This window comes from Microscilla marina ATCC 23134, assembly GCF_000169175.1.
Classification (GTDB): Bacteria; Bacteroidota; Bacteroidia; order Cytophagales; family Microscillaceae; genus Microscilla; species Microscilla marina.
This window is the reverse complement of sequence record NZ_AAWS01000061.1, coordinates 29341-53024: the sequence shown is the minus strand read 5'-3', so window position 1 is coordinate 53024 and position 23684 is coordinate 29341. Positions and strand designations below refer to the sequence as shown.

The following is a 23684-nucleotide window of genomic DNA, read 5'->3' as shown; positions in this document are numbered from 1 at the left end:
AGTTATTTTCATATCAGCAGGTATTTTCAAATAAGGGGGGAAGTATTACCCAAGATGCGCCTCCACTTTCGTGGGATGGTGATTGTAAGAAAGCAGCTATCTACTGGTACCTGTATTTATGAATTTTCTCAAAAACAAAATAAACTCATTCTTGCCGAAAACGAAGTGCGAACACTCGCTGGGCTGGCACCCAAACTCACAATGATGGTAAGCAACAGGTTGCCCATCGATTGAAAATTGAAAAACGATTAAGTAAAACTACAAAAGTAACCTCATCCACTGAACTTCGTTTCTGACCGTTGTACTTCTTCAAAAAACAGTTCCGTAGCTAAGGCTACGCAAATATTTTTTTCATCGTGCAACAAACAGGTACTGCCTTCTTTTGGATTACTTTATTTTTTCCATTTTACTAAACACACAAAACCCCGGCAAATAAATTATTTGCCGGGGTTTTTTAAGGACAATACCAAGGGCTGAATTAAATCATCCCGTTATTATGCGCCATTTGCATGGGTATTGCCTGCATAGTCAGCCATTGTTTAGTGATGTTTGCCTCTTTGTTCAAGCAATACATCGCATATATTACATGGGCTTTATCATCAACAACCCCACTACTCTGCACTGCCACCATATTCCCCTCCGTGATTACTCTGTGTACTTTATCAACCTGATATTTGCGATGACGCGCTACCCAATGATCTACCCCCTGGGTAACATCAGGCGCATGCAGGGTTACCTGAGCCACTAAAAACCTTTCAAGGTTTTTGTACTGCTGTGGTAGCAACACTTCATTGTATAGTTGCTGTATTTTTCGGTAACTTACATCAGTCAATGGTTGAGCGCCTTGTTGCCCGTTAGGCATACTTACCACTTGCTCCCAAGCATAATCATCTATAGCTTGTATAGCATCCCAATGCTCGGCAATGAGCCCGTTTTCTAAACGAAACATTTCTGCCACCAACTTTTGTTGTCCGGCAAAAGCCACCTTAAAATGAGTAAAAACCAAATCACCCTCTGCGATCATACCCAGCTCAGGCGTTGGTTGGTTGGCGTCTTTAGGCAAACTTTTGAGCACCTCTAGTGTTTCTAATAAGCCTGCCTTGCCAGTTTTTACCATGGGGTTGTGTTGAATGTAGCTATCAGTCAGTAGGCGGTCAACTGCATGGGCATTTTGTTGCCCTATTATGTCGGTATAAAATTGTTGTACTATAGATTTATTTATATGAAGTTGTTCCATATCGAATAGAAAGTTGTTGCCCTTGGTGTGTGTACCAAGGAGTAAATAATTTTAGAAAAAGAAATAATCAGGGGGGTTCGCAAGTAGGCGTAGTTATCATGTAGCAAAACTTTGTAATGCTTTGTCCTACTTGCTATAAGGAATTGTTCAAAAATAAATTTACACTCTGAGAGGTGATTTATTGCCTTGATGCTTCGTTATTTTTAGCCTTTGGCAGAGCTCGGCACAGCGTAGCTGTAGCCATCGGTTATTGCCCGTAGCGCTGCTATGGGCGCAAAAAATAGCCTCGTCTCAAAACAAAACCTCTACCTCAAGAAGGGTAATTTAATTTCTCACCATTCCTAAGAAGGGATTTTTCGTGTATGTGTTTAATTTTATATTCAACCCAATAAAAGTAGCCAATACTGAGGGATAATCAAATGTATTGGCTCGATTTTTTAAATTCAATCCTTAGGTCAGGCAATTTTTAAACAAACTGAAGGTTGGACTCATTGCCTACTTTTTACTTTTTTGCTGAAACTGTCTCACAATACTAGGCTTGGTTACTTTACCCATTGCATTGCGGGGGAGGTCGTTTACCACCATCATAGCTGTAGGAATTTTGTACTTAGACAAAAACTCTTGCGCCCATTCGCGCAATTCATCGAGCATAATGGCTTTTTTTCGACCTTGGGCAACAATGGCCGCCGATACTTGCTCGCCCCATTGGTCATTGGGTACACCCACTACGGCTACTTCAGCTATTTTGGGGTGCTTGCGCAAAACTTCTTCTACTTCCAAAGCCGAAATCTTGTACCCGCCGCTTTTGATAATATCTACCGAACTACGCCCCAAAATACGGTAATAACCATCTTTGTCACGTACCGCAATGTCGCCAGTACAAAACCAGCCATCATCATAACAACCCTTGGTGGCTACCTCTTTGCCCCAATACTCTAAAAACAACGACGGACTTTTCACCCTGATTTCTCCCATATCGTCTGGCCCGGTAATCAACTCCCCATCTTCGCCTATCAGTTGTACCTCTACGCCTGGCAAAGGCCTGCCAATATACCCTGGCTTACGCTCCCCCAACAACGGGTTAGAAATCGCCATTCCTATTTCCGTCATTCCATAACGTTCGAGCAAAGTTTGCCCACTGATCTCCTTCCACTTAAGCAACACACTCACTGGCAAAGCTGCCGACCCCGACACCATCAGGCGCATGCTTTTGAGCCCTTCCGACATAGCAGTTTTTTGGGTACGGTCTGCCTTGTTCCAAAACTCAATCAAGCGATTATATACCGTAGGCACTGCCATAAACAAAGTAAGTTCACCTTGGGTAAACCTGTCCCACACCTTCTGCGCGTCAAACTTAGACATCATCTCGCAACGCGCTCCCGACCATAACGAACAATACAAAATATTGATAATGCCATGTACATGATGCAAAGGCAAGGTATGTAAAATAGCGTCGTGTTCGGTCCAGCCCCAGGCGGTAGTAAGGCTCGTGATTTGTGCCCTGATTATTTCGTGGGTGGTCACTACTCCTTTGGGTCGGTTGGTAGTACCACTGGTATAAATGATAAGGGCGCGACGGCTGGCGGGTACTTCGGGGAGTTTGGCAGAAGCCACGGATTGTCTGGGCAAAGTTTCTACGTTACTTATCAGCAAGTGACGCGATTGGCTGTTTTGCGCCAAAGGTGCCAAAAAATCCTGATAAAGATGGGTGGTCAATATTACCTCTGCCTGCGTATCATCCAATATGTATTCAATCTCTGGTATAGGGTGCGATATGCCCAAAGGCACTGCTATGCCGCCTGCCTGCCATATACCCCACTGAATAGCCGCATAATAAAAGTTAGGCATTGCCATAAAAGCGACCCTTGTTTCGTTTAGGTCGGTTTTGCCCGTTTGCTCTAGCAAGTGTTGGGCAATCGATGCCGACACCTCCAGCAATTGTTCATAAGTATAAGTGCCATTTTCATCGATAATAGCAACTTTATTTTTATATTGATATGCTTGATTGATTAGGGGAATCAAAGAATTCATCTGAATGATTGGTTACGTTTACAAAGAATTGCAGATTAAATAAATAGTAGTGTGATAATAAACTATTAAAAGCCAAGTATACTAGGATTAAAGTGATTTTAGGATTTACAGGATTGATTAATGTTGGTATTCAGACAATTAGTCAAAATCCATCCTCAAAACCATTTTTGCTTAAGTATAACGAAAGTGAAAACACTTTCTAGTGGACACGCTGTCGAATGTAGCGATAGCACACTATCACCCCTTATTTTTTCGTAAAATCAAAGTTAATCGTATTTTTGAAAACACACCAAAAAACCACTATAAATGCAGGAGTTAACCTTAGAAGAACGTGATATTTACCGAGCCATTGGCGAATTGGCTTATGTAATTGCCACAGTAGATAATGTATTGTCGAAGAGCGAAAAAGTTGTGTTTACCGAAGCTGTCAAAGAAGATTTGGGACGCAATAGCTGGTTGGCACTAGACAGGTTTGAACAGCTGGAAAACGAACAGATAGACCACAACCTGGATGCTACTTACAACCGGGTACTTTTTGTCATACGCAAAAATAAAGACGTATTGACCGAAGACCACATCGAGAAGTTTATTTCGGTGCTCGAAAAGGTGGCTGGTGTATCGGGCGTGTCTGAAGAAGAGCTGGCCATTATTAACCAATTTCAAGTAGATGTTAAACGAATTTATAAACAAAACAACAGTTAAAGTACAGGTTTATTGCGTAGCAAGTGCCAGGCAATAAACCTCTTGCCATCCTACTGTCTGATTGTAATGTTAGATACTCTGACAATTGAAGGTGAAACTTTCACCTATGACGCGATACGCTCAGGTGCTTATGCCACTACACCCATGAGCCCCTACACCCAACATACCCTTGAATTTTGCAATGCATGGCTCAATGGACAGACTCAGTTTACCGTTCATACATCGGGCTCTACTGGCGTGCCCAAACCCATACAGTTGGGGCGCACCCAAATGCAGCAAAGTGCGCTGATGACGGGTAAAGCGCTAGGGCTCACTCAAGGGCAACGTGCACTGGTGTGTCTCAACACTCAGTATATAGCAGGTATAATGATGCTGGTAAGAGGCTTTGAGCTGGGGCTCCACATGACCATTATTCCTCCCTCCGAAAACCCACTAAAAAACCTGAAAGAAACCTATTCTCACCCTACTCCTTTCGATTTTGTGGCATTGGTACCCATGCAAGTACAAGCCATACTGAAGTACCCCACAGGCACCCCTTGGCTCAATGACTTACAGGTGGTCATTATTGGCGGAGCTCCCGTAAACTACGCCCTTGCCAAAGCACTCAAACCATTGCGTCCTCAGGTATACGTTACTTATGGTATGACCGAAACCGTAAGTCATATTGCCTTGCGGCAAATCAACTCTTCCTCCCGCGCCGAAGAGTATCAACTATTGCCAGGTGTACACATGCGCCAGGATAAACGGGGTTGTATTGAAATACAATCGCCTACTACCTGTCATCAATGGATCACCACCAACGACCTGGTACAACTCACCGATGCTACACATTTCAAATGGCTGGGGCGTGCCGATAGGGTAATCAATACGGGAGGAGTAAAAGTGCAGGTAGAAACTGTAGAGCAAGCAATAGATGAGGTAATGACTGAACAAGGCATTCAGCGACGTTTTTTTGTGGCAAGTTTGCCCGATCATCGCCTGGGCGAACAAATAATAGTGGTACTGGAAGGGACACCTTTGCCCCAAAACAGGCAGCAAGCCATACTGGAAAATACGGCTGGTTTACTCAAAAAATATGAGGCGCCCAAAAGCATGCATTTTGTCGCTGAGTTTGCCGAAACTCCTACCGCCAAAATAGACCGTTTGCACACCATTAAGCACCTGCGTAAGCCATAGCTACCAGGTAATTCGGTAAGTACATTGTTCGGCGCCGTCCAAACGGCTAGGTTTAGAGGTGTCAAGCTCTACTGCAATCAGGAGCACACTGGGGGGCTTAAACTTACGAGCCATGGTAGTAATAATACCTCGGTCAAAATTGCTTGGATAAGGGTTGCGGCACTCCATAATGGCTATTTTATCTTCTCCGTTAAACTTTACCAGTTTGTAGTGTCCAATATTGCCCTTGGTGTGGTTCATATGGTAAGCCACGTCAATGGCTCCCAGCGCTTTCTCCAGGTTATCAATATCGGGAGGAAAATCAGCGTTTTCGGGAATAGCTTTGCCAATGGCAAACAAGGTATTTGCCCCATACTTTTCGCCTATCTCTCTAAAAGCGTTCAACCAGGCAAGTTGTGGGTACCACTCACCTTCTTTAGGATTACTAATTCCGTGTTTTGCCAGTATTTCCAGCATGTCATCACGAAACATAGGCAATGCATTAATAAAAGCTAAAACTGTTTGCCCATTTACATCAATACCTTCTTCAAAAGGGATATATTGTGCCATAATATAAACTTGAATACTTATGTTGAATGATACCTTATGAGCTCGTTTAAATTTGGTTAGCAGCAACAAAAATCACTTTTTTGCCTGAATTATAAAGTTTAACCAAGCTCTGAAATTGTTGTGAGTAAGTTAGTGAATTTTAGGTGAATATTCCAAAAGTAAATGCAGGTGTATGTGATAATATTTTATAAATTGGCGTGGTTGGTTTTCTTTAGACAAGCATTTTGCACAACTTTATTTTGTTCCTGAATATCAACTACAATAGTCCATAGTATTTAGTCGATAGTCGATAGCTGATTCGAGTAAATGTTCACCTTGTTAAATGCTGTAAACCAGTATTTTATATTAAGATTGCGTACTCACTTTATTTTTAAAAGTGTTTCGGTTTTACACCTAAACACCCAATTAAATAGTTTTTAAATTCATCAATAACTGATAACCGAGCCTCTGGCGAGCTCAACAAAGTTAATCAGCAAACAACTTTGACTAAAATCACTGCAGAGTATTGAACTATTTATTACTCAAAAGATTGCCAATCAAAAGCATACCCCCAGATGGTAATGCTTAAGAGCTTGTTTAAGTTTTCGGTCATAGGAGATTTTATGATGAGTTTTCAGATTAGATGCGTCAAATTTATAATCAGGAAAATCTCGTAAAAGACCTGATTAATGAACCGAGCCGCAGGCGAGCTCTGCCTTTTGGCTAATTTTAAACAAGCTCTAAAAATATAAAACTCAAAATATTAAAATATGCAATTAATCAAGGTAGCAGCAGCAATACTCAACCAAACCCCGCTCGACTGGGAACAAAACACCCAAAATATTATAGAAGCCATCAACAACGCCCGTAACCAAGGGGTGAGCTTGTTGTGCCTGCCTGAGCTTTGTATTACAGGCTATGGTTGCGAAGACGCCTTCTATGCCCCCAACACCTGTGCTCAGGCGCTTGAAGTACTGGTCAAAATACTGCCCCATACCCAAGGAATGGTTGTGTCGGTAGGTTTGCCTTTATTTGTACAAAACCAGTTGTTTAATACTGCCTGCTTAATTGTGAATGGAAAAGTGGCGGGTTTTGTGGCTAAAAAATTTCTTGCCGGGCAAGGCATTCATTACGAACAACGTTGGTTCAAAGCCTGGAAAAGCGGTGAAATTACCACTATTCAACTGCCCGAAATGCTGGGTGGTGCCGAGGTAAAGGTAGGAGATGTATACTTTGACATAGGAGGGGTAAAAATAGGCTACGAAATTTGCGAAGATGCTTGGGTGGCAAATCGACCGGGGCGCGATTTGTATAAATATGGAATTGATATTTTGCTCAACCCCAGTGCCAGCCACTTTGCTTTTGGTAAACTCGAAATCAGAAAACGTTTTGTATTGGAAGGTTCCAGAGCTTTTGGTGTAAGTTATATTTATGCCAATCTATTGGGAAATGAAGCAGGACGTGCCATTTATGACGGAGGTGCTTTGGTTGCCACCAATGGCGAAATGATTGCCACCGGGAAGCGGTTTTCTTATGCCAACTGGGAGGTAACCACTACTACCATTGACATAGAGTTGACCCGGTTGGCTCAAATACAAAACCAAATACCTTTTGACACAGCCGATGACTACCGCCACCGGGTACAGTGTGATTTTACTTACCCTGAGTGTGCTCCTATGCTGCCCCACCTGGAGCAAGAAGCCTGGGAAAAGAGCCCTTTTATCAAAGAGGAAGAGTTTAGTCGTGCCGTAAGCCTTGCCTTGTTTGATTATATGCGCAAAAGTTTTTCCAGGGGTTTTGTGGTTTCGCTAAGTGGTGGTGCCGACTCTGCCGCAGTAGCTGCTTTGTGTTATTTGTTGATAGAACTAGGCATTGAAAATGTAGGCGCTACGTATTTTCTCAATAAGCTTGGTCATGTCAAAGCGTTGGCACAATTAGACCAGTCTTCGGCTAATTTGCCTCACCAGATAGCGCAGCAACTCATTACTTGTGCTTATCAGGCTACCCGCAATAGTGGCAAGGTTACCCTCAATGCTGCCGCCAAACTTGCCAAAGGCATTGGTTCAGAGTTTCACGAGTTGGATGTAGAGCCACTGCGCGAAAACTATGTGTCTATGGTAAGCAAAGCTATAGGGCGCCCGCTTACCTGGGAGCAAGACGATATTACTTTACAAAATATTCAGGCAAGGTTGCGTTCGCCAGGTATTTGGATGTTTGCCAACCTTAAGGGGGCACTGTTGCTGTCTACCAGCAATCGCTCTGAAGCTGCCGTAGGCTATGCCACCATGGACGGCGATACATCGGGCGGAGTAAGTCCGATTGCAGGCATTGACAAAGCTTTTTTACGTCAGTGGTTGCGGTGGTTGCAAAACGATGGTTTGACCTTGGCTACGCCTGACCAAAAATTGACCTTGCCTGCGCTAGAGTTGGTCAATAACCAACAACCCACTGCAGAGCTGCGCCCTCAAGACTCTCACCAAACCGATGAGGGTGACCTGATGCCTTATGACTTGTTGGATGATATAGAAGAGCACGCCATTAGAGACAAACGCACTCCGTTAGAGTGTTTGACTATGCTTAAGGCAAGTTACAGTCAATATGAGGTAGCCCAACTCAAGACCTGGACTGACAAGTTTTTTAAGCTTTGGTGTCGCAACCAATGGAAAAGAGAACGTTATGCCCCATCTTTTCATTTAGACGATAAAAACCTTGACCCTAAAACCTGGTGCCGTTTCCCGATCCTTTCGGGCGGATTTAAAAAAGAACTGGCCGAAATGTGGGCACACGGTTAAAAGTACACAAAAGCAGTTTTTATGATTTTAAAAGAAAGTTACGGCTATAAAAATACTAAAACCGAAGATATAATGTAGGAGCTTCTCTTGAAATACTTCGGTTTTTTGTGCGTGATGAGGCCGTTTACTTTTGCAGGGTTATAGGCATTTTAATCAGGGACTACTATGAATTGAGCAGTTCCTGAAACCGATCAATGTATAAGCTTACGTGGTAGGCATCCATTAAACCATGGTGAACAAATACTGACAAAGGCATGGTCATTTCATCATTGGCTTTCTGAGTCACTTTTCCAAAAGATATTTTGGGGCTACTGTCTACCACAGCAAAATTACGGGCGTGGGTGAGTCCGGTAAAGTTGACCCAGGGTATGGCAGAGTAATGAATGGTGTTGAGCTTGGCGGTATTTTCGTTAAAGCCTATCCCTGTAGTATTCTTTGCTTTCGCAAATTCCGCTTGGGCATTCGCCACAAACTGATCAAAAGAAGGAGTAAATGGCATAAAAGAAAACATGAAAGTTTTGTCGTCGCGCAGCAACACTGTAGTAGTGTGAATTTTGTCAAAAATAACCACCTCATCGCCTTTGATCCGGTATTTGAACTCCTCTACCTTGTTGATGGCTTGAGTAGATAAAAAATGGTAATACAAAAAGAACGACCAATTATTGGCTTTACACTTTTGATAAGCCTGCGTTACGTTTATAGTAGTGTTTATACCAAACAAAGGGTCATCGCATTGGCTAAAAAACTCAAAATGTTCTTGCCTGTTCCAGGTGGTTTTATCAAGGATTTTCATTAATAGGTGTACTCAAGTTATTGTTTTTAAACAGATTTATACGCTAAAACTATGCATTATATTTTATCCATCACCATAGCTGTCTTTTTTTGTTTATCAAGTATTGGCGGTGTTGCCCAAACCCAACAACTGAGCGTGGAATACGCCAACGATTTGTTTACCCAAACCGACCAATACTACACCCAAGGCATTCGGTTAAACTACGCTTCAGTTGCCTTGACCAAGGCTTGGCTAAACCGTTTGATGATCAAGTTGCCCAGGCCATCATCCTTTGTGCAAAGCGGTATACAACTAAAGCACGAGGTGTTTACCCCTACCGATTTGGGCACGGGGCAAGTGCTACCCAACGACCGCCCCTATGCTGGAGCATTGCACATTGCCTGGTGGTATACCCAACAAGATACACTTAAACAGCAAAGCCTGACCAGTGCCATGTATTTGGGCACTATAGGTCCGGCTGCCTTTGCCGAAGGCATGCAAAAAACCATTCATGAAGTAGTGAATAGCGAACAACCCCAGGGTTGGGACAATCAGGTGGCGGCTGACTTGATTGTGGGCTACAGCCTAAGGTATGAAAAAGCCTTGTTAGGCAATATCCATCGCACCAACATAAGTGGGCTGGCAAAGGTGCAATTAAGCACATTGATTACCTCAGCCAGTGTGGGGGCACGTGCGCACTGGAGCAGTTCCCACCGGGCACAGTTAGGGGTACAATTGTATGGCGTGGCTTACCAAAGTTGGGTAGGGTACAACGCCACCTTGCAAGGTGGGTTGTTCAATACTAGTAGCCCACACAAACTGTCAAACGATCAGATCGAACGTTGGCTTACTTCGCTTAAACTAGGGGTAACCTTAAGCTATGGTAGGGCAAACATAGGCTATGCCTGGCACTATGTCAGCCCTGAGTTTGTTCAAGCCCAAAGCCACCGTTGGGGAGCTCTAAAGATAGGGATAGGGTTTTGATGATCAATACTCCGCCGTGATTTTAAGTGAAAATATTTACTGATAATCAGCCGGTTAAACATTTAAACTCTATTACATTAGAAAAAGAATTTAATAAACAAAATCACTTTCACTCTTTGATTATCAAGCATAAGTAAGGCGGACATTTATTCGAGTCTGCTTCCAGCTAACAAACTTATAATCTATTGAACATGAATGTACTATAAATTTGTTAGTTGTCTATGAACCGAATCTACAGCAGTTTGCTGTGATAAGCTCAACGCAATTAAACAGGGAATAGCGCCGATATTCATCGGTATCTAAGGACTTGCTTGAAGCTTGCCCCTACGGGTGCTATGAACTATAAGTGATTACCCCTTCTTGATTCCCTTGACTGCAGTCACCAAATTATTCCCTTCAAAGTTGATCGTACCCGCAAAGTCTACCTTGATGCCAAACTCTTCAAACCACTGTCGAACCGTTTCTACCCTTTGGGGCTGGTCGTATTCGGGCGAAAACATATCAAATGTATCCAATATTACCCATTCTTTGAGCTGTTCTTTGGTAAGGTCAGGGGGCAAGGTATTTTTAATGTCACAAATAGGGATAAATCGATTGGTAAGTTTGCCTATGCCTATTTTGTTAAAAAACTGAGACAGGCGAATCATCCAGTTTGCGTTTTTTTCAATGCGACATAGTAGCTTTTCGTGCGACATGCGCTTGGTCCAGGGACGAAAAATATACTTGGCGTGAACCTTCGTCCACCAACCCCTGATCGGGTAAAAGTCAACCAATAATTCGCCGCCTGGTTTTACCATTTGGGCAAGGCTTTGCACCGATTTTTTAACGTCGGGCGTATGCTGTAGCACCCCAAAACAAAACACCCGGTCGAAGCTGGCGGGAGCAAAGGGCAACTCATAGATACTTGCCTGAAAAAGCTGCAAACGGTCTTGGTGATGTCCGTTGTTTTTAAAGTTAGCCTCTACCGCATTTGAGTAGTCTACACTGTACAAATTCGCTTTGGTTTCGTCGAGCACCACTTGCGAAAAACGTCCTGCACCAGAGCCCACCTCCAACACATTTTCTCCGCTCAGGTCTTTTTTATCCCATTCGGTTACCGCAAAAAAACGGGTCTTGCTTTGCGAAGATTGCTCCGAAAAGCGGTCAATCTGAGTTTTGGTAAATTTATTCCACTGAAACCCAAAGTTTTCGGTATAGTTATCGTCTTGCACCAAGCGGTAAGCACCTGCCACCTTTTCAAACTCTTTGCCTTTGGCATCTATCAATTTATCATTTGCCACCTCTAGAGGCTGCTGATTGTAAGGGTTCAAAAGTGTAATTTCTTTTGCCATATGCTCGCTCATTGTCCAATGGTTTATTTCACTTGCTCATATACTTTAGCATACAAATTTACTCCCTTTTTCAAACTATAATATTCTATGGCCACATTTCTTAAATCTTGTGGGGCAATGCGCTGCATCTCTTTTATTTGCGCAACTGCCTTATCGAGCAAAGCCTCGTCAAATCCATCGACCAAAACACCACAAGAGTATTTTTCAAATAAGAAATCATGATCGCCTACATTGGCATTGGCAATAATAGGAATACCCATTGCCAAAATTTCGCCCATTTTGGTTGCCGATGAAGCTTTTTTAGAATAATAGGGTTTGATAAAAAATATAGAGACGTCACTTTGGGCAAGCAGCCCTGGTACTTGCTTTCGTTCGGCTTTTTGTACACTTATTTGATGGGCGGGTAACTCCATTTTTTCGGCTTGTTGGTAAATTGCTTCGGCGGGTTCGGTGGTGATAAACATAAACCGGGCAGCAGGGGCTGCCTTTAACAAACGCTGGTAAAAAGCCAGCATTTCTTCTAGCATATACCAAGTGCCAATAGATCCCAGGTAAGAAATAGTAATGGGCTTCAATGGGTCAGCCATGGTAGGAGAAGGCAAGGCATTGTAGTCAAACAATTGGGTGTCGACACAGCACGGAATTACCTCAATTTTGGTTTGCCTAAACCCAGGCCAGTTCTGAATCTCTTGCTTGGCGTTTTCGGTCAGGCTAATGGTATAATCGGCTGCTGTTAAAAACTGCTTTTCTTTTTTCTTAAAATAATTGTACACCCCACGAAACAAAGGATTGCCCAAGTTCCACAAGCCCCCGTCTACCCGTTCGTCTGCCCAAAAACCGCGCATGTCGAATACAAACTTTGTCCCATATTTCTTCTTCATGCCCAGCCCTATCAATGAAGTTACGTAGCTTCGACAATGGATAATATCAAACTGTTTTTGTTGATGCAATTGTCTGGCTTTTTTACGCAGTTGCATGATGTCTTTTAAGGTGGAAAGCACGGGTGGTTTTTTAGTATAAGTGATATACTGCCAGTCTATAGCAGCTTCAGGGTGATTTGCTTGGTGCTCAGTAAGCAAGTTTTGGATGGTTTGGTGCCTCAAAGCAAAGTTGGCTTCTTTTTCGGTGCTTAGTAAGGTAATCTGATGCCCCATTTTGCTCAGTTCCAGCAAGTAAGGCAACACTTGCGATTGCCCAAGCGGGTCGGTCATTCCATCATAAGAGAGGTAGAGTATTTTCATATATGAGTCGGTTGTTTTTAGTTGGCTTTTGTTACGTGGAGCCTTTAGCTTTTTTTGAACTATGTAGAGCCCTTAGCTTTTAGCCTTTTTTTGAGCTATGATTAGCTTTTAGCCTTTGTTTGGCTGTTTGTAAGTTAGTTTTTTGTTGAGCTATGATTAGCTTTTAGCCTTTGTTTGGCTGTTTGTAAGTTAGTTTTTTGTTGAGCGACGATTAGCCTTTAGCTGTTAGCTTTTAGCCTTTGTTTGGATGTTTGTAAGTTAGCTTTTTGTTGAGCGACGATTAGTAACTATCATATTTGCGAAAGCACGAAAAGGCTAACAGCTAACCTCCGCGAAGAACAAAAAAGCTAAAGGCTCAACTCAGCGAAGAACAGAAAGGCTAACGGCTACTCCAGCGAAGAACAAAAAAGCTAAAAGCCACCCCCCGCAAAGAACAAAAACTAGTCTATATAATACGCATACCACATCTGAAACACGATCAATGCCCAGATTCTTTTATAATGATAATTTTTGCCTTTTTTAAAGAGTTTTACAAAGCGCTGCACTACATGAGGATCAAACAAGCCTTGTTGCTTAAGCAAAGTGGGATTTAAATACTTGTCAATCAAATAAGCCAGGTCTGTTTTGAGCCAATCGCCCACTGGAGCCGGAAACCCCCATTTTTGACGATAAATCAGCTCTTTGGGCAAATACTTTTCCAGCGTTTTTTTCATCAAAAACTTTTGTTCACCTGCCTGTACCTTCATATTCAAGGGCAAATTCATGGCAAACTCTACCAAATGATGGTCTAAATAAGGAACCCTTACCTCCAGTGCCGATGCCATGGAAGCAATGTCCATTTTGTAAAGTAAATTATAGGGCAAATAGTGCATGAGGTCAAACAAGGATATTTTTTCGAAAGGGTGAATGTCCAACTGATTGATCTCTTGCCAGTCTTTCCAAGTGCTTTGGTGTTGGTAGGGGGTATTGAGCAGCCACGAAACCTCTTGTTCCGAAAACATGTATTGTTCTTGCGACCATACGTGTAGCCATATTCGCTCAAAATCGCTGTAATTAAAAACCCGTGCTGCCCGCTGTTTGCGTTGATCCATCCAGCTCAACACCTTGCTGGTAAGCTTGCGGGCCGGGTAGCCTCCATACTTCGATATTTTCTGGATACGCTCATGCCAATAGTAATAACCATAGCCCATGAACAACTCATCGGCACCATCGCCGCTGAGGGCTACGGTTACCTCGTTGCGGGCTTTTTGGCAAACCAACAGGCTGGGGATGCACGAATTTGCCGCAAAAGGCTCATCGTAGTGGCTCACCAGTTCTTCTACAATGCCTATAGACTCTTTGGCAGATGCCCGCTCTAGGGTGTGCTGGGTTTGCAAGTGTTTGGCTACCTTTTGGGCGTAAGCCGATTCGTCGAAGCTTGCCACGTCGAAGCCTATGGTGAAGGTTTTGATGCTTTGTGGTGAGAGTTGTTGAAACTTGGCACTGATGAGCGACGAGTCAGTGCCTCCACTCAGGAAAGCTCCCATGGGTACATCGCTTATAGAGCGGTAGGCTATAGAGCGGGTGAGTTGCTCGTCGAATGCCTCGGTATAATAGTTTAAGTCGTGGGCGGGAGAAGGGTTCCATTTGTCAAGCAAGTTGTAGTAGCGTGTTTTCTCCAGTTTTTTAGGGCTTATTTTCATATAATGCCCTTTTTCGAGTTTATGAATGTGCTTAAAAATAGACTGATGGTCAGGCACATACTCCATAAACAGGTAATCTTGCAAGGCTTCTTTGTTAATAGTTCGGTCGATGCCCAACGCGAGCAAGGCTTTGGTTTCAGAGGCAAAAGCAAAATTTTCACCATCCCAATAATAAAACAAAGGTTTGATTCCCATTCGGTCGCGGTATATCCACAGCGAATGTGTTTTGTGGTCGTAAATGGCCAAAGCAAACATGCCGTTGAGCTCGTGCACAAACTTTTCGCCTTTTTGAGCAAACAGCTCTAAAATCACCTCCGAATCGGTCTTGGTTTTCAGCGAAAGCTGGTATTTTCTGGCAATTTCCTGAAAGTTGTATACCTCTCCATTAAACACCATCGTGTAACGCTGATCGTGGCTGTGCATGGGTTGGTTGGCTGCATCAGACAAGTCGATGATTTTGAGCCTACGATGCCCTAAACCACAGCGTTGACCAAAGAAAAAACCGTCTGCGTCAGGTCCCCGATGTTTCAGAGCCTGCGTCATGCTCTTTAGTTGGTCTTGCGACCATTTCCGCGAAAGCGTGTAAAAACCTGTGATGCCGCACATACAGTTAAGTTGTTTTGTTAGTAGTTTTTTTTGGGTTACGATTAGCCTTTAGCTGTTAGCCTTTGTTTGGCGACGATTAGTAACTATCATATTTGCGAAAGCAAGAAAAAGCTAACGGCTACCTCCTGCGAAGAACAGAAAGACTAAAGACTCAACTCCGCGAAGGACAGAAAGGCTAAAAGCTACCCCCAGCGAAGAACAGAAAAGCTAAAGGCTAACTCCCAGCGAAGAACAGAAAAGCTACTCCACCTCCATTCCTTGTGCAATAGCGTTACTCAAAAATACGTGCAATATTGTAAGTGCCCATAAGCGATTATACAAGTATGTGTGCCCTTTTTTAAACTGTTCTTTGAGCTGTTGTACTACTTCAAACTCTACCACACCACACTCTTTTACTATCTTTTCGTTGAGGTAATCATCTAATTCCTTCTCCATCCATTGTGCCAACATAGGGGTTTGTTCTAGCTTTTGCTTTGCCCACAGTTTTTCGGGCACAAACTTTTGCAGCAATTGTTTTACCAAATATTTGGGTTGGGCTCCCCGGTATTTGAGTTGGGGGTTTAGGTTGATGGCAAACTCTATGATGCGAAAGTCGAGCAGAGGGGTGCGGGCTTCTACCGTATTTGACATGAGTGCCTGGTCGAGCAAAAACAATGAGTTGCCTGGCAGGTCATAGTTAATATCAAACAGGGCTTGTTGTTCGAGCGGTGTAAGCGATGCATCGTCTATCACAGGGTAAGGCGATATGGGGGTATAAGACGACAACAACGAGGGCAACTCTCTTTTTGAGAAGAGCAGGTGCTCTTGCGAATATACGTGGCTTAGCAGGTCGTCTTTGTGTGAGTAGTTGAGCAAGGCACTGGCTTTGCGGGCTTTGGTCGACTTATTTATTTTGAGCAAATAAGCATAAGGCTTTCTGATAGTTTTTATCCAGCTACTATCCAGCCTTTGCGCCCAATGGTGGGTACCATTGCCAAAAAACAAAGCATCGGCTCCTTGTGCTGTCATTATTACCTCGGCTACTTCTTTGCTCTTTTGCCCCAGCAATGTATAGGTAAATTGATTGAAATCAGCTACGGGTTCTTGAAACTTTTCGGGCAGTGAGTTTACAAAACTACGAATGTCGTCAAAGGACACCGAAATCTCTTCGTGGTTGGTTTTCAGATGTTCGGCTACTTTTACGGCGTTCCTAGGTTCATTATTTTTGGTTTTTGGGTAAGCCACCGAAAGTGTAGGAAAGTCATTGCCTTTTTGCTTTGCCAGCAATGCTGTGAGCAGGCACGATTCGGGATGGTGGTCTAGCCAGGTTCCATACGTAGCAGTGGTGGGGGTACGTTGTTCTAACGATTCCAACAGTATTTTTTCAAAATGCTTGAGCGCGTTGGCTTCTGTATTAAGGTAGGGCAACCGGCTACGCAACTTAGGCTCGTAGATTTTGTCGGCTACAGTCCAATATTTTTTTACAATCAGGTTTTTGTCTTGTATCCTGAGCCAACTTCCTGGTTCCAGCTTAAAAATATGTTTGTAAAGTGTATGGGGCGCAGGTATATAGCCCAAATGCAGAAACTCCGCCACCGCTTTTTTGTTCAACCTACGCTTTATTTGGGGCAGCTTTAGCAAGGCATGCAGTTCAGACGCAAACGCAAAGTTTTCTTCGTCCCAGTAATAGAACAAAGGTTTGATACCTACCCGGTCTCTAAACAACGACAACACTTTTTCTTCTCGATCATAAGTGGCTGCGGCAAACATGCCGTTGATTTGGTAGATAGAACGGATGTTTTTCTCTACAAAATTTTCCAGAATAATTTCAGCATCCGAGGTAGTGTTGAACTGTTCGTTTGAAAACCCTCTGGCTATTTCGTGGTGGTTGTATGCCTGCCCATCCATCACCATTACAAAACGCCCATTGTGCGATTGCATGGGTTGTTGGGCTTCGGGCGACTTGTCTACAAAACTAAGTCTTTGATGAATCAGCCCCAATCCTTCCTCATAATAATGATGACTGCTTTGAGCGCCTCTTTTTTGAAGGGGGGCAGCCATTTGCTGAAGGTCGGTTTCTGAAAAAAATGTGTTGGGTGAAAAAAAGCCAGCAATACCAGACATAAGTTTATAGAGATACTTCTTTGTTTAATTTTTAATTGTGCTCGTCTTAGACGGCAGTTATTGACTGTGTGGCAAAATGTGCCATTTGTCAAAGATAGGGGAATATCAAATGAATAATGAAGCTATGATTTTTTTTTGTTAGAATAACATATAAAAAATATTTTTTTAATGATGATTGTTTGTGAGTAATGCTCAAGCATTGCTAATTTAGTACTAAGATAACATTAAATGCAACTAAACAGTGAGCATAACTAACCTATGATGAATGAGTTAACCCTACTCATAGCATCAATACCCAAAAGCTTACCATAACCTACCCACAAACAAACCTTCTATTAGAACTTAAACATACCCTTACCTCATTCGTTGCGGCTACTTTCTCAACCATTTTTTATAGGCTTTTTTCTGGGCAGCTGTTCTGCTTTTTTGCATTTTTATTTTGTAAGTCACGTGTGGGTTGCTGCCCAGTTTAATCAAAAACTTCTTGATGTTGCCATCTCGCCTTATTTTCACCTTTAGCTCATTACCCACCTCATAATTTTCTATCAGCTTTGCCACATCTTTTACCTTGGCATCGTCTATACTCAAAATCTCGTCGTGTACATTCAACCCCTGGTGATAAGCAGGTGAGTCTTTTCTGATAGCCGTAATCTTCAGTGTTTTGCCGTTTTTAACAGTGCTCACCCCCAAATAAGGAGTTTCTTTTACCTCAGAGTGTAGCTCCATTCCCGCATAGTTGAGGTACTGGGCATAATTTATTGACTCTGTGCCATATATATATTTTTCAAACAAGGTGGTAAGATCCTTGCCTGCTACCAATTCAAGTACTTTCTTTATTTCGCTTTCGCTAAAACCTCGCTGCTCCTTTTTATAAATTTCTTCGTACAAATGACGCATAACATCGTCCAGGCTTTGCGTTGCCTTGGTGTGATGAATAATGAATAAGTCAAGCATAAGCGTTACCAACGCCCCTTTAGAATAATAAGAAATCGTAGTATTGGGCGAGTTTTCATTGGGGCGGTAAGCCTTGATCCAGGCGTCCCAACTAGAGTCAGTCACCGATTGAACCTTATTGCCTGGCAGGTTTTCTACCAAGGTGATTCTATCAGCGGTAGATTTGCGCAACTTGTTGTTTTTTACCAGTCCTGCTTTACACAAAATAATGCTTTCATAATATACGGTAAAACCTTCTGCCACCCATAACGAGCGCGTGTAGTTTTCTTGCTCATAGTCAAACGGACCTAGCTCTATAGGGCGAATCCGCTTCACATTCCATAAATGAAAGTATTCGTGTGCCGTCAGGTTCAAAAAACGGGCATATCCTTTTTTAGTGTGATATAACTCCCTCGGAAAGTGCAAACTGGTAGAGTTGAGGTGTTCGAGCCCGCCAAACTTCTTATCCAGTATGTGTACAATAAAAGTATAGTCTTTGGTAAGGTAGTTTTTGCAGGGGTGATCGCCAAATATGTCGGTACAAGCCTCGGCAATTGCCTTAAAGTCTTTCTTAATTTGTTCCTGGTCATAATCTGCCAAACCATACCAAGCCACTTTGTGAGAAATACCCGCTGCTTTAAAGCCAAACTCTTGGTGGTTGCCAATCTCTATGGGCGAGTCTACCAAAACATCAAAATTAGGCGCTTCGTAAGTGTAAGGTTCTTTGCTGCCAGGTAAGGGCACAGTTACTTTTTTCCAGGTATGATAAGGCTCTATAGTCAAAGTTACTGGGTTTGCCTGCTGCCCACCTACAAACATACACAAAGCCGCAGGATTGATATACCCATGATTGGCATCCAAAAAGTTGTTGCGCACAGTCATTTCAAAAGCATACACCCTATAATGAAAGCTAAACTTTGGGGCATTGTCTGACATTACCCGCCAAGTGTTTTTAGCAGTTTTTACTACTTTAAGATCACGTTTGTTTGCCTTGGCATGGTAGCTCTCTACGTGTTGGGCATATTCGCGCAGCAGGTAAGAACCTGGAGTCCAGGCAGCCATCTTAAAATCCACGAAAGGACGTTTGGTTTTAGAAATAGTAATGCTTACCTCAAAGTAATGGGTATGAGGCGCTGGCATAGAAATGTTGTAGTGTATATTCATTTTTTTTGATTCTTTTTCGTTGTTCGTGAGCTTTTAGCCTTTTTGTTCTTCGCTGGGGTAGCCGTTAGCCTTTAGCTTTTTCTTGATTTCGTGGAGTTAGCCTTTAGCCTTTCTATTCTTCGCAGAGGAGTAGCCTTTAGCCTTTCTATTCTTCGCGGAGGTTAGCCGTTAGCCTTTCTATTCTTCGCAGAGGAGTAGCCTTTAGCTTTTTTGTTCTTCGCGGAGGTTAGCTGTTAGCCTTTTCTTGCTTTCGCAAATATGATAGTTACTAATCGTCGCCAAACAAAGGCTAAGCATAGCTCAAAAAAAGGCTAAAAGCTCCACATAGCTCAAACAAAGGCTAACTACCAACACTCGAATAAAACAACTCATTAGGTTCTACCCCCTCGTTATTGATCGAGTACTCAGGCTTGATACCCAACACAAAATACATATCTACTTCCCCCTTACCTTTGGCATTTATCTTACCCCGATGCTCACACTCAAACAAGTCTTTTACCAGCGCATGGGTGCTCCCCGATATATTTACTTTGCCTGCTTCGCCATTGCTCTCCATACGACTTGCCGAGTTTACCGTGTCACCCCATATATCATAAGCAAACTTTTTTCTGCCAATTACTCCAGCTATCACTTCTCCACTGTTGATCCCCAGGCGGCATTGCCAGTAATTTTCACCTTGGGAGGCTTTTTCTTCCCGTTTTTGTTTCATAAAACGTTGCATTTCCAGCGCAGCAAGCACTGCATTTACCGGGTTGGTAGTATTGGCATTAGGCACCCCACCTACACACATATAAGCATCGCCAATGGTTTTGATGCGCTCCATTTCGTGCTTCTCTATAATCTCGTCAAAGGCGTCAAAGCAAGCATTTAGTTCTTTGAGCAAATCTATGGGTTTCATGCGGGCGGCTACACTCGTAAACCCTTTAAAATCAGTAAACAACACCGTGGCAAGTTCATAAGGTTTAGGGGCAACCGTGCCTTTAGCTTTGAGCTCTTCAGCTATTTCTTTAGGTAATATATTGAGCAATAGCTCTTCGCTTTGTTTGTAAGCATGGCTTAGCTGAATCGCCGAACGTACCCTTGCCAACAACTCAGTTTTATCTATCGGTTTTCTTACATAGTCCATAGCTCCCGCTTCCAGTGCTTCTTTTAAGTCTTGTGCACTGGTTTTGGCGGTTGCCATAATCACCGGAATGTTTTGGGTGCTTTCAGTAGTTTTAATATTTTTGAGCGCATCTATGCCCGACATTACCGGCATCATCCAGTCCATAATTACTAAGTCAGGATCAGCTTTTTGGGCTATATCAAATGCCTGCTTACCATTGGTTGCCTGCAAAATTCTAAACTCCTGGTCGGCAGTGGTCAGATACTCTCTGAGTATTTTAAGGTTGGTCACCTCATCATCCACAATTAATATGGTTGCTTTCATGCTATTTATAGTTAGTGATTATGCCAAACTAGTAGTAGTAAGTTTCTGACAATCATTGCTTTATTTAAAATTACCAGATCAAACCAATGGTGTCTGAATAGTTCAGCAAATGGCACTTGTTTGCACAAATGCCCATGTTAGCAATTTGTCCATTATTTTTGAAGTTACCAAATGTAGGTTTTTAGATTTGAGTAAGAGAGGCTTTGGGGGGCAAAAGAGCGGCAAGTAATGGCAGGGCACAAAAAAGCCAGCGTAGATGATACGCTGGTGCTCACTCTGTAACTTTTTATAAAAACTTTAATTAATTCGCTTCAGCTTTCGTCGTAAAGTTCTTTTTCTTTTTCTTTCCGAGTTGCTCATACGCATGGCTGCTTTGGTCATGCCTTTTTTACGCTTTACCTGCTTGCGGCGCTTCATTCGGCGCGAAGCCTTGGTCAACCCTCCGGTTCTGCCTTGAGATATTTTATAACGGCGGCGTGCTTGCCCCTCTATTATACTACGTCGACGTACTTCGGCTTTGGTCATCCCTTTTTTATTTTTGCGGGTATGACGACTCACTGTGCCCATTTTGTCTAAGCGTGACTTCTCGGTTTTCTTTTTTACTTTGTGAGGAGGAGGCTCTAGCTGGGCATACGACGATGATTGGGTAAAACCCACCAAAGCTAAAATAAATGCAGGAAGTATGAAGTATTTTTTCATGGAGTACATTCTTTTGAATATTGTGTTTTTACAACTAAAATTAAGCCAGATTATTGCCTTCTGCAGCGGCTATTAAACGGCCAAACTCGGCTTCGTTGTAGTTGTCTATAGCAGCCCTAATGCGCGTTTTCCATTGTTTCAAATCGGGGCGATCAACCACCAGTATTTGCTCCAATACCTTCTCTAGGTCACTTATTTCATACAACTCGTACTTTTTCAACTGTTGAATATAAGGAGCTAAAAATGCTTTATCGTCTTCCGAAAAGCTCAACGTTTTGTCAGCGTCAGTAGCATTTTGGTTAGTCAACGACTCTGCTGTGGCTTCTACTTCTATTTTGGGCAACTCAAAGAAAAAACTCGTGCCTTCGCCCACTTTAGAGCGTACTTTGATGTGGCTTTGGTGAGCTTCTATTGCCATTTTACAAAAAGTAAGCCCCAACCCAGTAGAGCTGGTATTGGCAAAGTTGCGGGCATCGAGTTGATTAAAAGGCTCAAAGATTTCTTTAAATTTATGTGCTGGTATCCCTTCTCCCGTGTCGGTTACACTTACAATGAGTTGTTCATTTTCGGGGGTTTCTTTAGCTTCAAAAGTGATGGTTCCCCCATTAGGGGTAAATTTGATGGCATTGGTGAGAAGGTTTTCAAACACCCGCCTTATATACTTGCCATCATAAGTACTTTGCCACTGTGCCCCTATCTTATTTTGTATTCGCACCCCTTTTTGCTGGGCAAAAATACTCAACTCATTGATTGCCTCCTGAGCAGTATCACATAGGATAAGCTGCGATTTTTCGATTTGTATTTGCGAGTTGGCGTATTTCTGTACATCCAGCATATCGTCTATCAGCGAGTTGATACGTTGGCTTGCCTTATAAATGTGTTTTTTGGTATCTCCGTCAATCACAATATTGCTATCGGGGTTGCTGTAGCCTACTACTACATTCAAAGGGTTGCGCAAGTCGTGTGCTACCATAGCCGTAAGCCTCGCCTTGGATTTCTGTAGTTTTTCCAATTCATTTTTGGCGTTGCTCAAATCATCTCGCTGCGCTTCCAGGTCAGTGTTTTTCTTTTCTATCTCATCCAGTATTGTGTTGAGCATTTCGTTGGCGTGCAAAAACTTTTTATTGGCTCTTTCTAACTGTTCATACTGAAACTGAATTTCCTGATTTTTTTTATTCAGCTCTTTGTTCGACTCCAGCACCAATTTTCGTTGTGCCAACACCTCCTCATTCTTACGAGTCAGTTCTTCATTTACTTTGGCTATGGCCTCCTTTTGTTCTTTTTCTTTTTTACTGCTTTCGGTCAGCTCAAAATTACTCAACTCTATCTCTTTATTTTGGCGAATGATTTTTTTATTCTGTTCTTCAATCTGTCGGTTCTGATTGGCCAAATCACGGGTTTGTTGCTTCAGCCTTTTATTTACCTTTTGTTTCTGCCCACTATTAATAAGCAACAACAAAGCAAACACCAACAATAGCCCAATGGCCACAAACAACCCTATTTTAAACATCTGTTCTTTTTTGAGGGTATTGTTGAGTCGGGCAATGCGCTGATTGATAAATTGAAACTCAAAATTGTTTTGGTATTTCTCCAGTTGTTTTTTTATCCGAATAGATTTTTTCGAGTACCGCAATGCTTCAGCATCATTTTCGGTCACTGTATACAGCTCGGCAAGCCTTTGATACAATTTTGCCAGGTACTCTTTTTCATTGTCATCCATTTGGCGGCGGGGCTTCCACTTCTGATAAGCTAACATTGCCTGCTCATAGTTTTTTAATGCTTCCTCATAGTATTTCTCTTTGTTGAGGTAGTACAAGTCGTGGTAATGTTTACCTATAGCTTCATAAGCCTCGGCAATGTGCTTAAGCGAGTTAGCATCCTGAAAAAGCTTAAGGCCTTTTTGGTAATACTCAAGGGTAGACTTAAAATCATTTTCCTTGCGGTAATGTTGTTTGCCTATATTAATCAATGCCTTGCCTTGCCCAATGGCATAATTAATTTTTTGGGCTAGTTGGTAAGCAGTGTTGGCATACTCCAGAGCAATGTCCTGATCAATGGCTAAATGTTCATGGGCAAGGGTATTCAATACATTTACTTTGCTAGAGTCTTCGGGCAATACCAATAGTTTTGTGTTAAGTTCATTGATTTTGTCACAATTTTTCTGCGCCAGCAGATGCCCGGCACATAAAATGAAAATCCATAAAAGAAATATGATTTTTTTACCCATTTTTACTCTTTTTCTACAGGTGATATTGTATGATAACTTATCCCGAA

17 protein-coding genes are annotated in these 23684 nt (G+C 42.6%); 5 read left to right on the top strand and 12 right to left on the bottom strand.

The annotated features are described in order from the left end of the window. Positions 1–234: hypothetical protein (locus M23134_RS32760; protein ID WP_045114808.1), on the top strand; the 234-nt coding region annotated here is incomplete at its 5' end. A 244-nt stretch (positions 235–478) separates the two neighbouring features. Here the strand turns inward: M23134_RS32760 and M23134_RS39285 are convergent. Together M23134_RS39285 and M23134_RS32750 are read right to left on the bottom strand one after the other, a co-directional pair. Continuing rightward, positions 479–1237: a nuclear transport factor 2 family protein gene (locus M23134_RS39285; protein WP_002704177.1), complete on the bottom strand. Its 759-nt coding sequence runs from the start codon at positions 1235–1237 to the stop codon at positions 479–481. A 495-nt stretch (positions 1238–1732) separates the two neighbouring features. Then, complete coding sequence (locus M23134_RS32750; RefSeq protein WP_002704175.1) at positions 1733–3268, bottom strand: acyl-CoA synthetase; 1536 nt, start codon at positions 3266–3268, stop codon at positions 1733–1735. 306 nt (positions 3269–3574) lie between these two features. On the opposite strand from M23134_RS32750, the gene M23134_RS32745 reads away from it, so the two are divergent. Next, entirely contained in the window at positions 3575–3970 is a 396-nt protein-coding gene (locus M23134_RS32745) for a hypothetical protein (RefSeq protein ID WP_002704174.1), read from the top strand. A 66-nt stretch (positions 3971–4036) separates the two neighbouring features. Next, positions 4037–5146: an AMP-binding protein gene (locus tag M23134_RS32740; RefSeq protein WP_002704172.1), complete on the top strand. Its 1110-nt coding sequence runs from the start codon at positions 4037–4039 to the stop codon at positions 5144–5146. Here M23134_RS32740 and M23134_RS32735 read toward each other — a convergent pair whose 3' ends face one another. Further along, entirely contained in the window at positions 5147–5695 is a 549-nt protein-coding gene (locus M23134_RS32735) for a hypothetical protein (protein WP_002704170.1), read from the bottom strand. A gap of 749 nt (positions 5696–6444) precedes the next feature. Here M23134_RS32735 and nadE point away from each other — a divergent pair. Beyond that, positions 6445–8466, top strand: coding sequence for an NAD(+) synthase (gene nadE, locus M23134_RS32730; RefSeq protein ID WP_002704169.1), 2022 nt, complete (start codon positions 6445–6447; stop codon positions 8464–8466). A 163-nt stretch (positions 8467–8629) separates the two neighbouring features. Here the strand turns inward: nadE and M23134_RS32725 are convergent, their stop codons facing one another. Then, on the bottom strand, positions 8630–9259 hold the full coding sequence (locus M23134_RS32725; RefSeq protein ID WP_002704167.1) for a chloramphenicol acetyltransferase: 630 nt from the start codon (positions 9257–9259) through the stop codon (positions 8630–8632). A gap of 51 nt (positions 9260–9310) precedes the next feature. On the opposite strand from M23134_RS32725, the gene M23134_RS32720 reads away from it, so the two are divergent. After that, positions 9311–10222: a lipid A deacylase LpxR family protein gene (locus M23134_RS32720; RefSeq protein WP_002704166.1), complete on the top strand. Its 912-nt coding sequence runs from the start codon at positions 9311–9313 to the stop codon at positions 10220–10222. A gap of 350 nt (positions 10223–10572) precedes the next feature. Here M23134_RS32720 and M23134_RS32715 read toward each other — a convergent pair whose 3' ends face one another. From M23134_RS32715 to M23134_RS32680, 8 genes are all read right to left on the bottom strand, one after another. Beyond that, complete coding sequence (locus tag M23134_RS32715) at positions 10573–11565, bottom strand: class I SAM-dependent methyltransferase (protein ID WP_232296857.1); 993 nt, start codon at positions 11563–11565, stop codon at positions 10573–10575. A gap of 11 nt (positions 11566–11576) precedes the next feature. After that, the gene (locus M23134_RS32710) at positions 11577–12794 is read right to left on the bottom strand and encodes a glycosyltransferase (protein ID WP_002704163.1); all 1218 of its coding nucleotides are present in this window, start codon (positions 12792–12794) and stop codon (positions 11577–11579) included. Positions 12795–13234: 440 nt separating this feature from the next. Continuing rightward, entirely contained in the window at positions 13235–15082 is a 1848-nt protein-coding gene (gene asnB / locus M23134_RS32705) for an asparagine synthase (glutamine-hydrolyzing) (protein ID WP_002704161.1), read from the bottom strand. Between the two features lie 240 nt (positions 15083–15322). Further along, a complete protein-coding gene (gene asnB, locus M23134_RS32700) occupies positions 15323–17185 on the bottom strand; it encodes an asparagine synthase (glutamine-hydrolyzing) (RefSeq protein ID WP_002704159.1) in 1863 nt (620 codons plus the stop codon). A gap of 372 nt (positions 17186–17557) precedes the next feature. Continuing rightward, positions 17558–19282 carry a M61 family metallopeptidase gene (locus tag M23134_RS32695; protein ID WP_002704157.1) on the bottom strand — a complete coding sequence of 575 codons (1725 nt, stop codon included), beginning with the start codon at positions 19280–19282 and terminating at the stop codon, positions 17558–17560. A gap of 340 nt (positions 19283–19622) precedes the next feature. Continuing rightward, positions 19623–20711, bottom strand: coding sequence for an adenylate/guanylate cyclase domain-containing protein (locus M23134_RS32690; protein WP_002704155.1), 1089 nt, complete (start codon positions 20709–20711; stop codon positions 19623–19625). A gap of 297 nt (positions 20712–21008) precedes the next feature. Continuing rightward, the gene (locus M23134_RS32685; RefSeq protein ID WP_002704153.1) at positions 21009–21410 is read right to left on the bottom strand and encodes a hypothetical protein; all 402 of its coding nucleotides are present in this window, start codon (positions 21408–21410) and stop codon (positions 21009–21011) included. Between the two features lie 40 nt (positions 21411–21450). Next, the gene (locus M23134_RS32680) at positions 21451–23637 is read right to left on the bottom strand and encodes a sensor histidine kinase (protein WP_002704151.1); all 2187 of its coding nucleotides are present in this window, start codon (positions 23635–23637) and stop codon (positions 21451–21453) included. Between the last annotated feature and the right edge of the window lie 47 nt (positions 23638–23684).

Excerpts from the sequence above, each read along its gene's own strand:
- M23134_RS39285 (WP_002704177.1), bottom strand. The coding sequence starts at position 1,237 with ATGGAACAACTTCATATAAATAAATCTATAGTACAACAATTTTATACC.
- M23134_RS32750 (WP_002704175.1), bottom strand. The coding sequence starts at position 3,268 with ATGAATTCTTTGATTCCCCTAATCAATCAAGCATATCAATATAAAAAT.
- M23134_RS32745 (WP_002704174.1), top strand. The coding sequence starts at position 3,575 with ATGCAGGAGTTAACCTTAGAAGAACGTGATATTTACCGAGCCATTGGC.
- M23134_RS32740 (WP_002704172.1), top strand. The coding sequence starts at position 4,037 with ATGTTAGATACTCTGACAATTGAAGGTGAAACTTTCACCTATGACGCG.
- M23134_RS32735 (WP_002704170.1), bottom strand. The coding sequence starts at position 5,695 with ATGGCACAATATATCCCTTTTGAAGAAGGTATTGATGTAAATGGGCAA.
- nadE (WP_002704169.1), top strand. The coding sequence starts at position 6,445 with ATGCAATTAATCAAGGTAGCAGCAGCAATACTCAACCAAACCCCGCTC.
- M23134_RS32725 (WP_002704167.1), bottom strand. The coding sequence starts at position 9,259 with ATGAAAATCCTTGATAAAACCACCTGGAACAGGCAAGAACATTTTGAG.
- M23134_RS32720 (WP_002704166.1), top strand. The coding sequence starts at position 9,311 with ATGCATTATATTTTATCCATCACCATAGCTGTCTTTTTTTGTTTATCA.
- M23134_RS32715 (WP_232296857.1), bottom strand. The coding sequence starts at position 11,565 with ATGAGCGAGCATATGGCAAAAGAAATTACACTTTTGAACCCTTACAAT.
- M23134_RS32710 (WP_002704163.1), bottom strand. The coding sequence starts at position 12,794 with ATGAAAATACTCTACCTCTCTTATGATGGAATGACCGACCCGCTTGGG.
- asnB (WP_002704161.1), bottom strand. The coding sequence starts at position 15,082 with ATGTGCGGCATCACAGGTTTTTACACGCTTTCGCGGAAATGGTCGCAA.
- asnB (WP_002704159.1), bottom strand. The coding sequence starts at position 17,185 with ATGTCTGGTATTGCTGGCTTTTTTTCACCCAACACATTTTTTTCAGAA.
- M23134_RS32695 (WP_002704157.1), bottom strand. The coding sequence starts at position 19,282 with ATGAATATACACTACAACATTTCTATGCCAGCGCCTCATACCCATTAC.
- M23134_RS32690 (WP_002704155.1), bottom strand. The coding sequence starts at position 20,711 with ATGAAAGCAACCATATTAATTGTGGATGATGAGGTGACCAACCTTAAA.
- M23134_RS32685 (WP_002704153.1), bottom strand. The coding sequence starts at position 21,410 with ATGAAAAAATACTTCATACTTCCTGCATTTATTTTAGCTTTGGTGGGT.
- M23134_RS32680 (WP_002704151.1), bottom strand. The coding sequence starts at position 23,637 with ATGGGTAAAAAAATCATATTTCTTTTATGGATTTTCATTTTATGTGCC.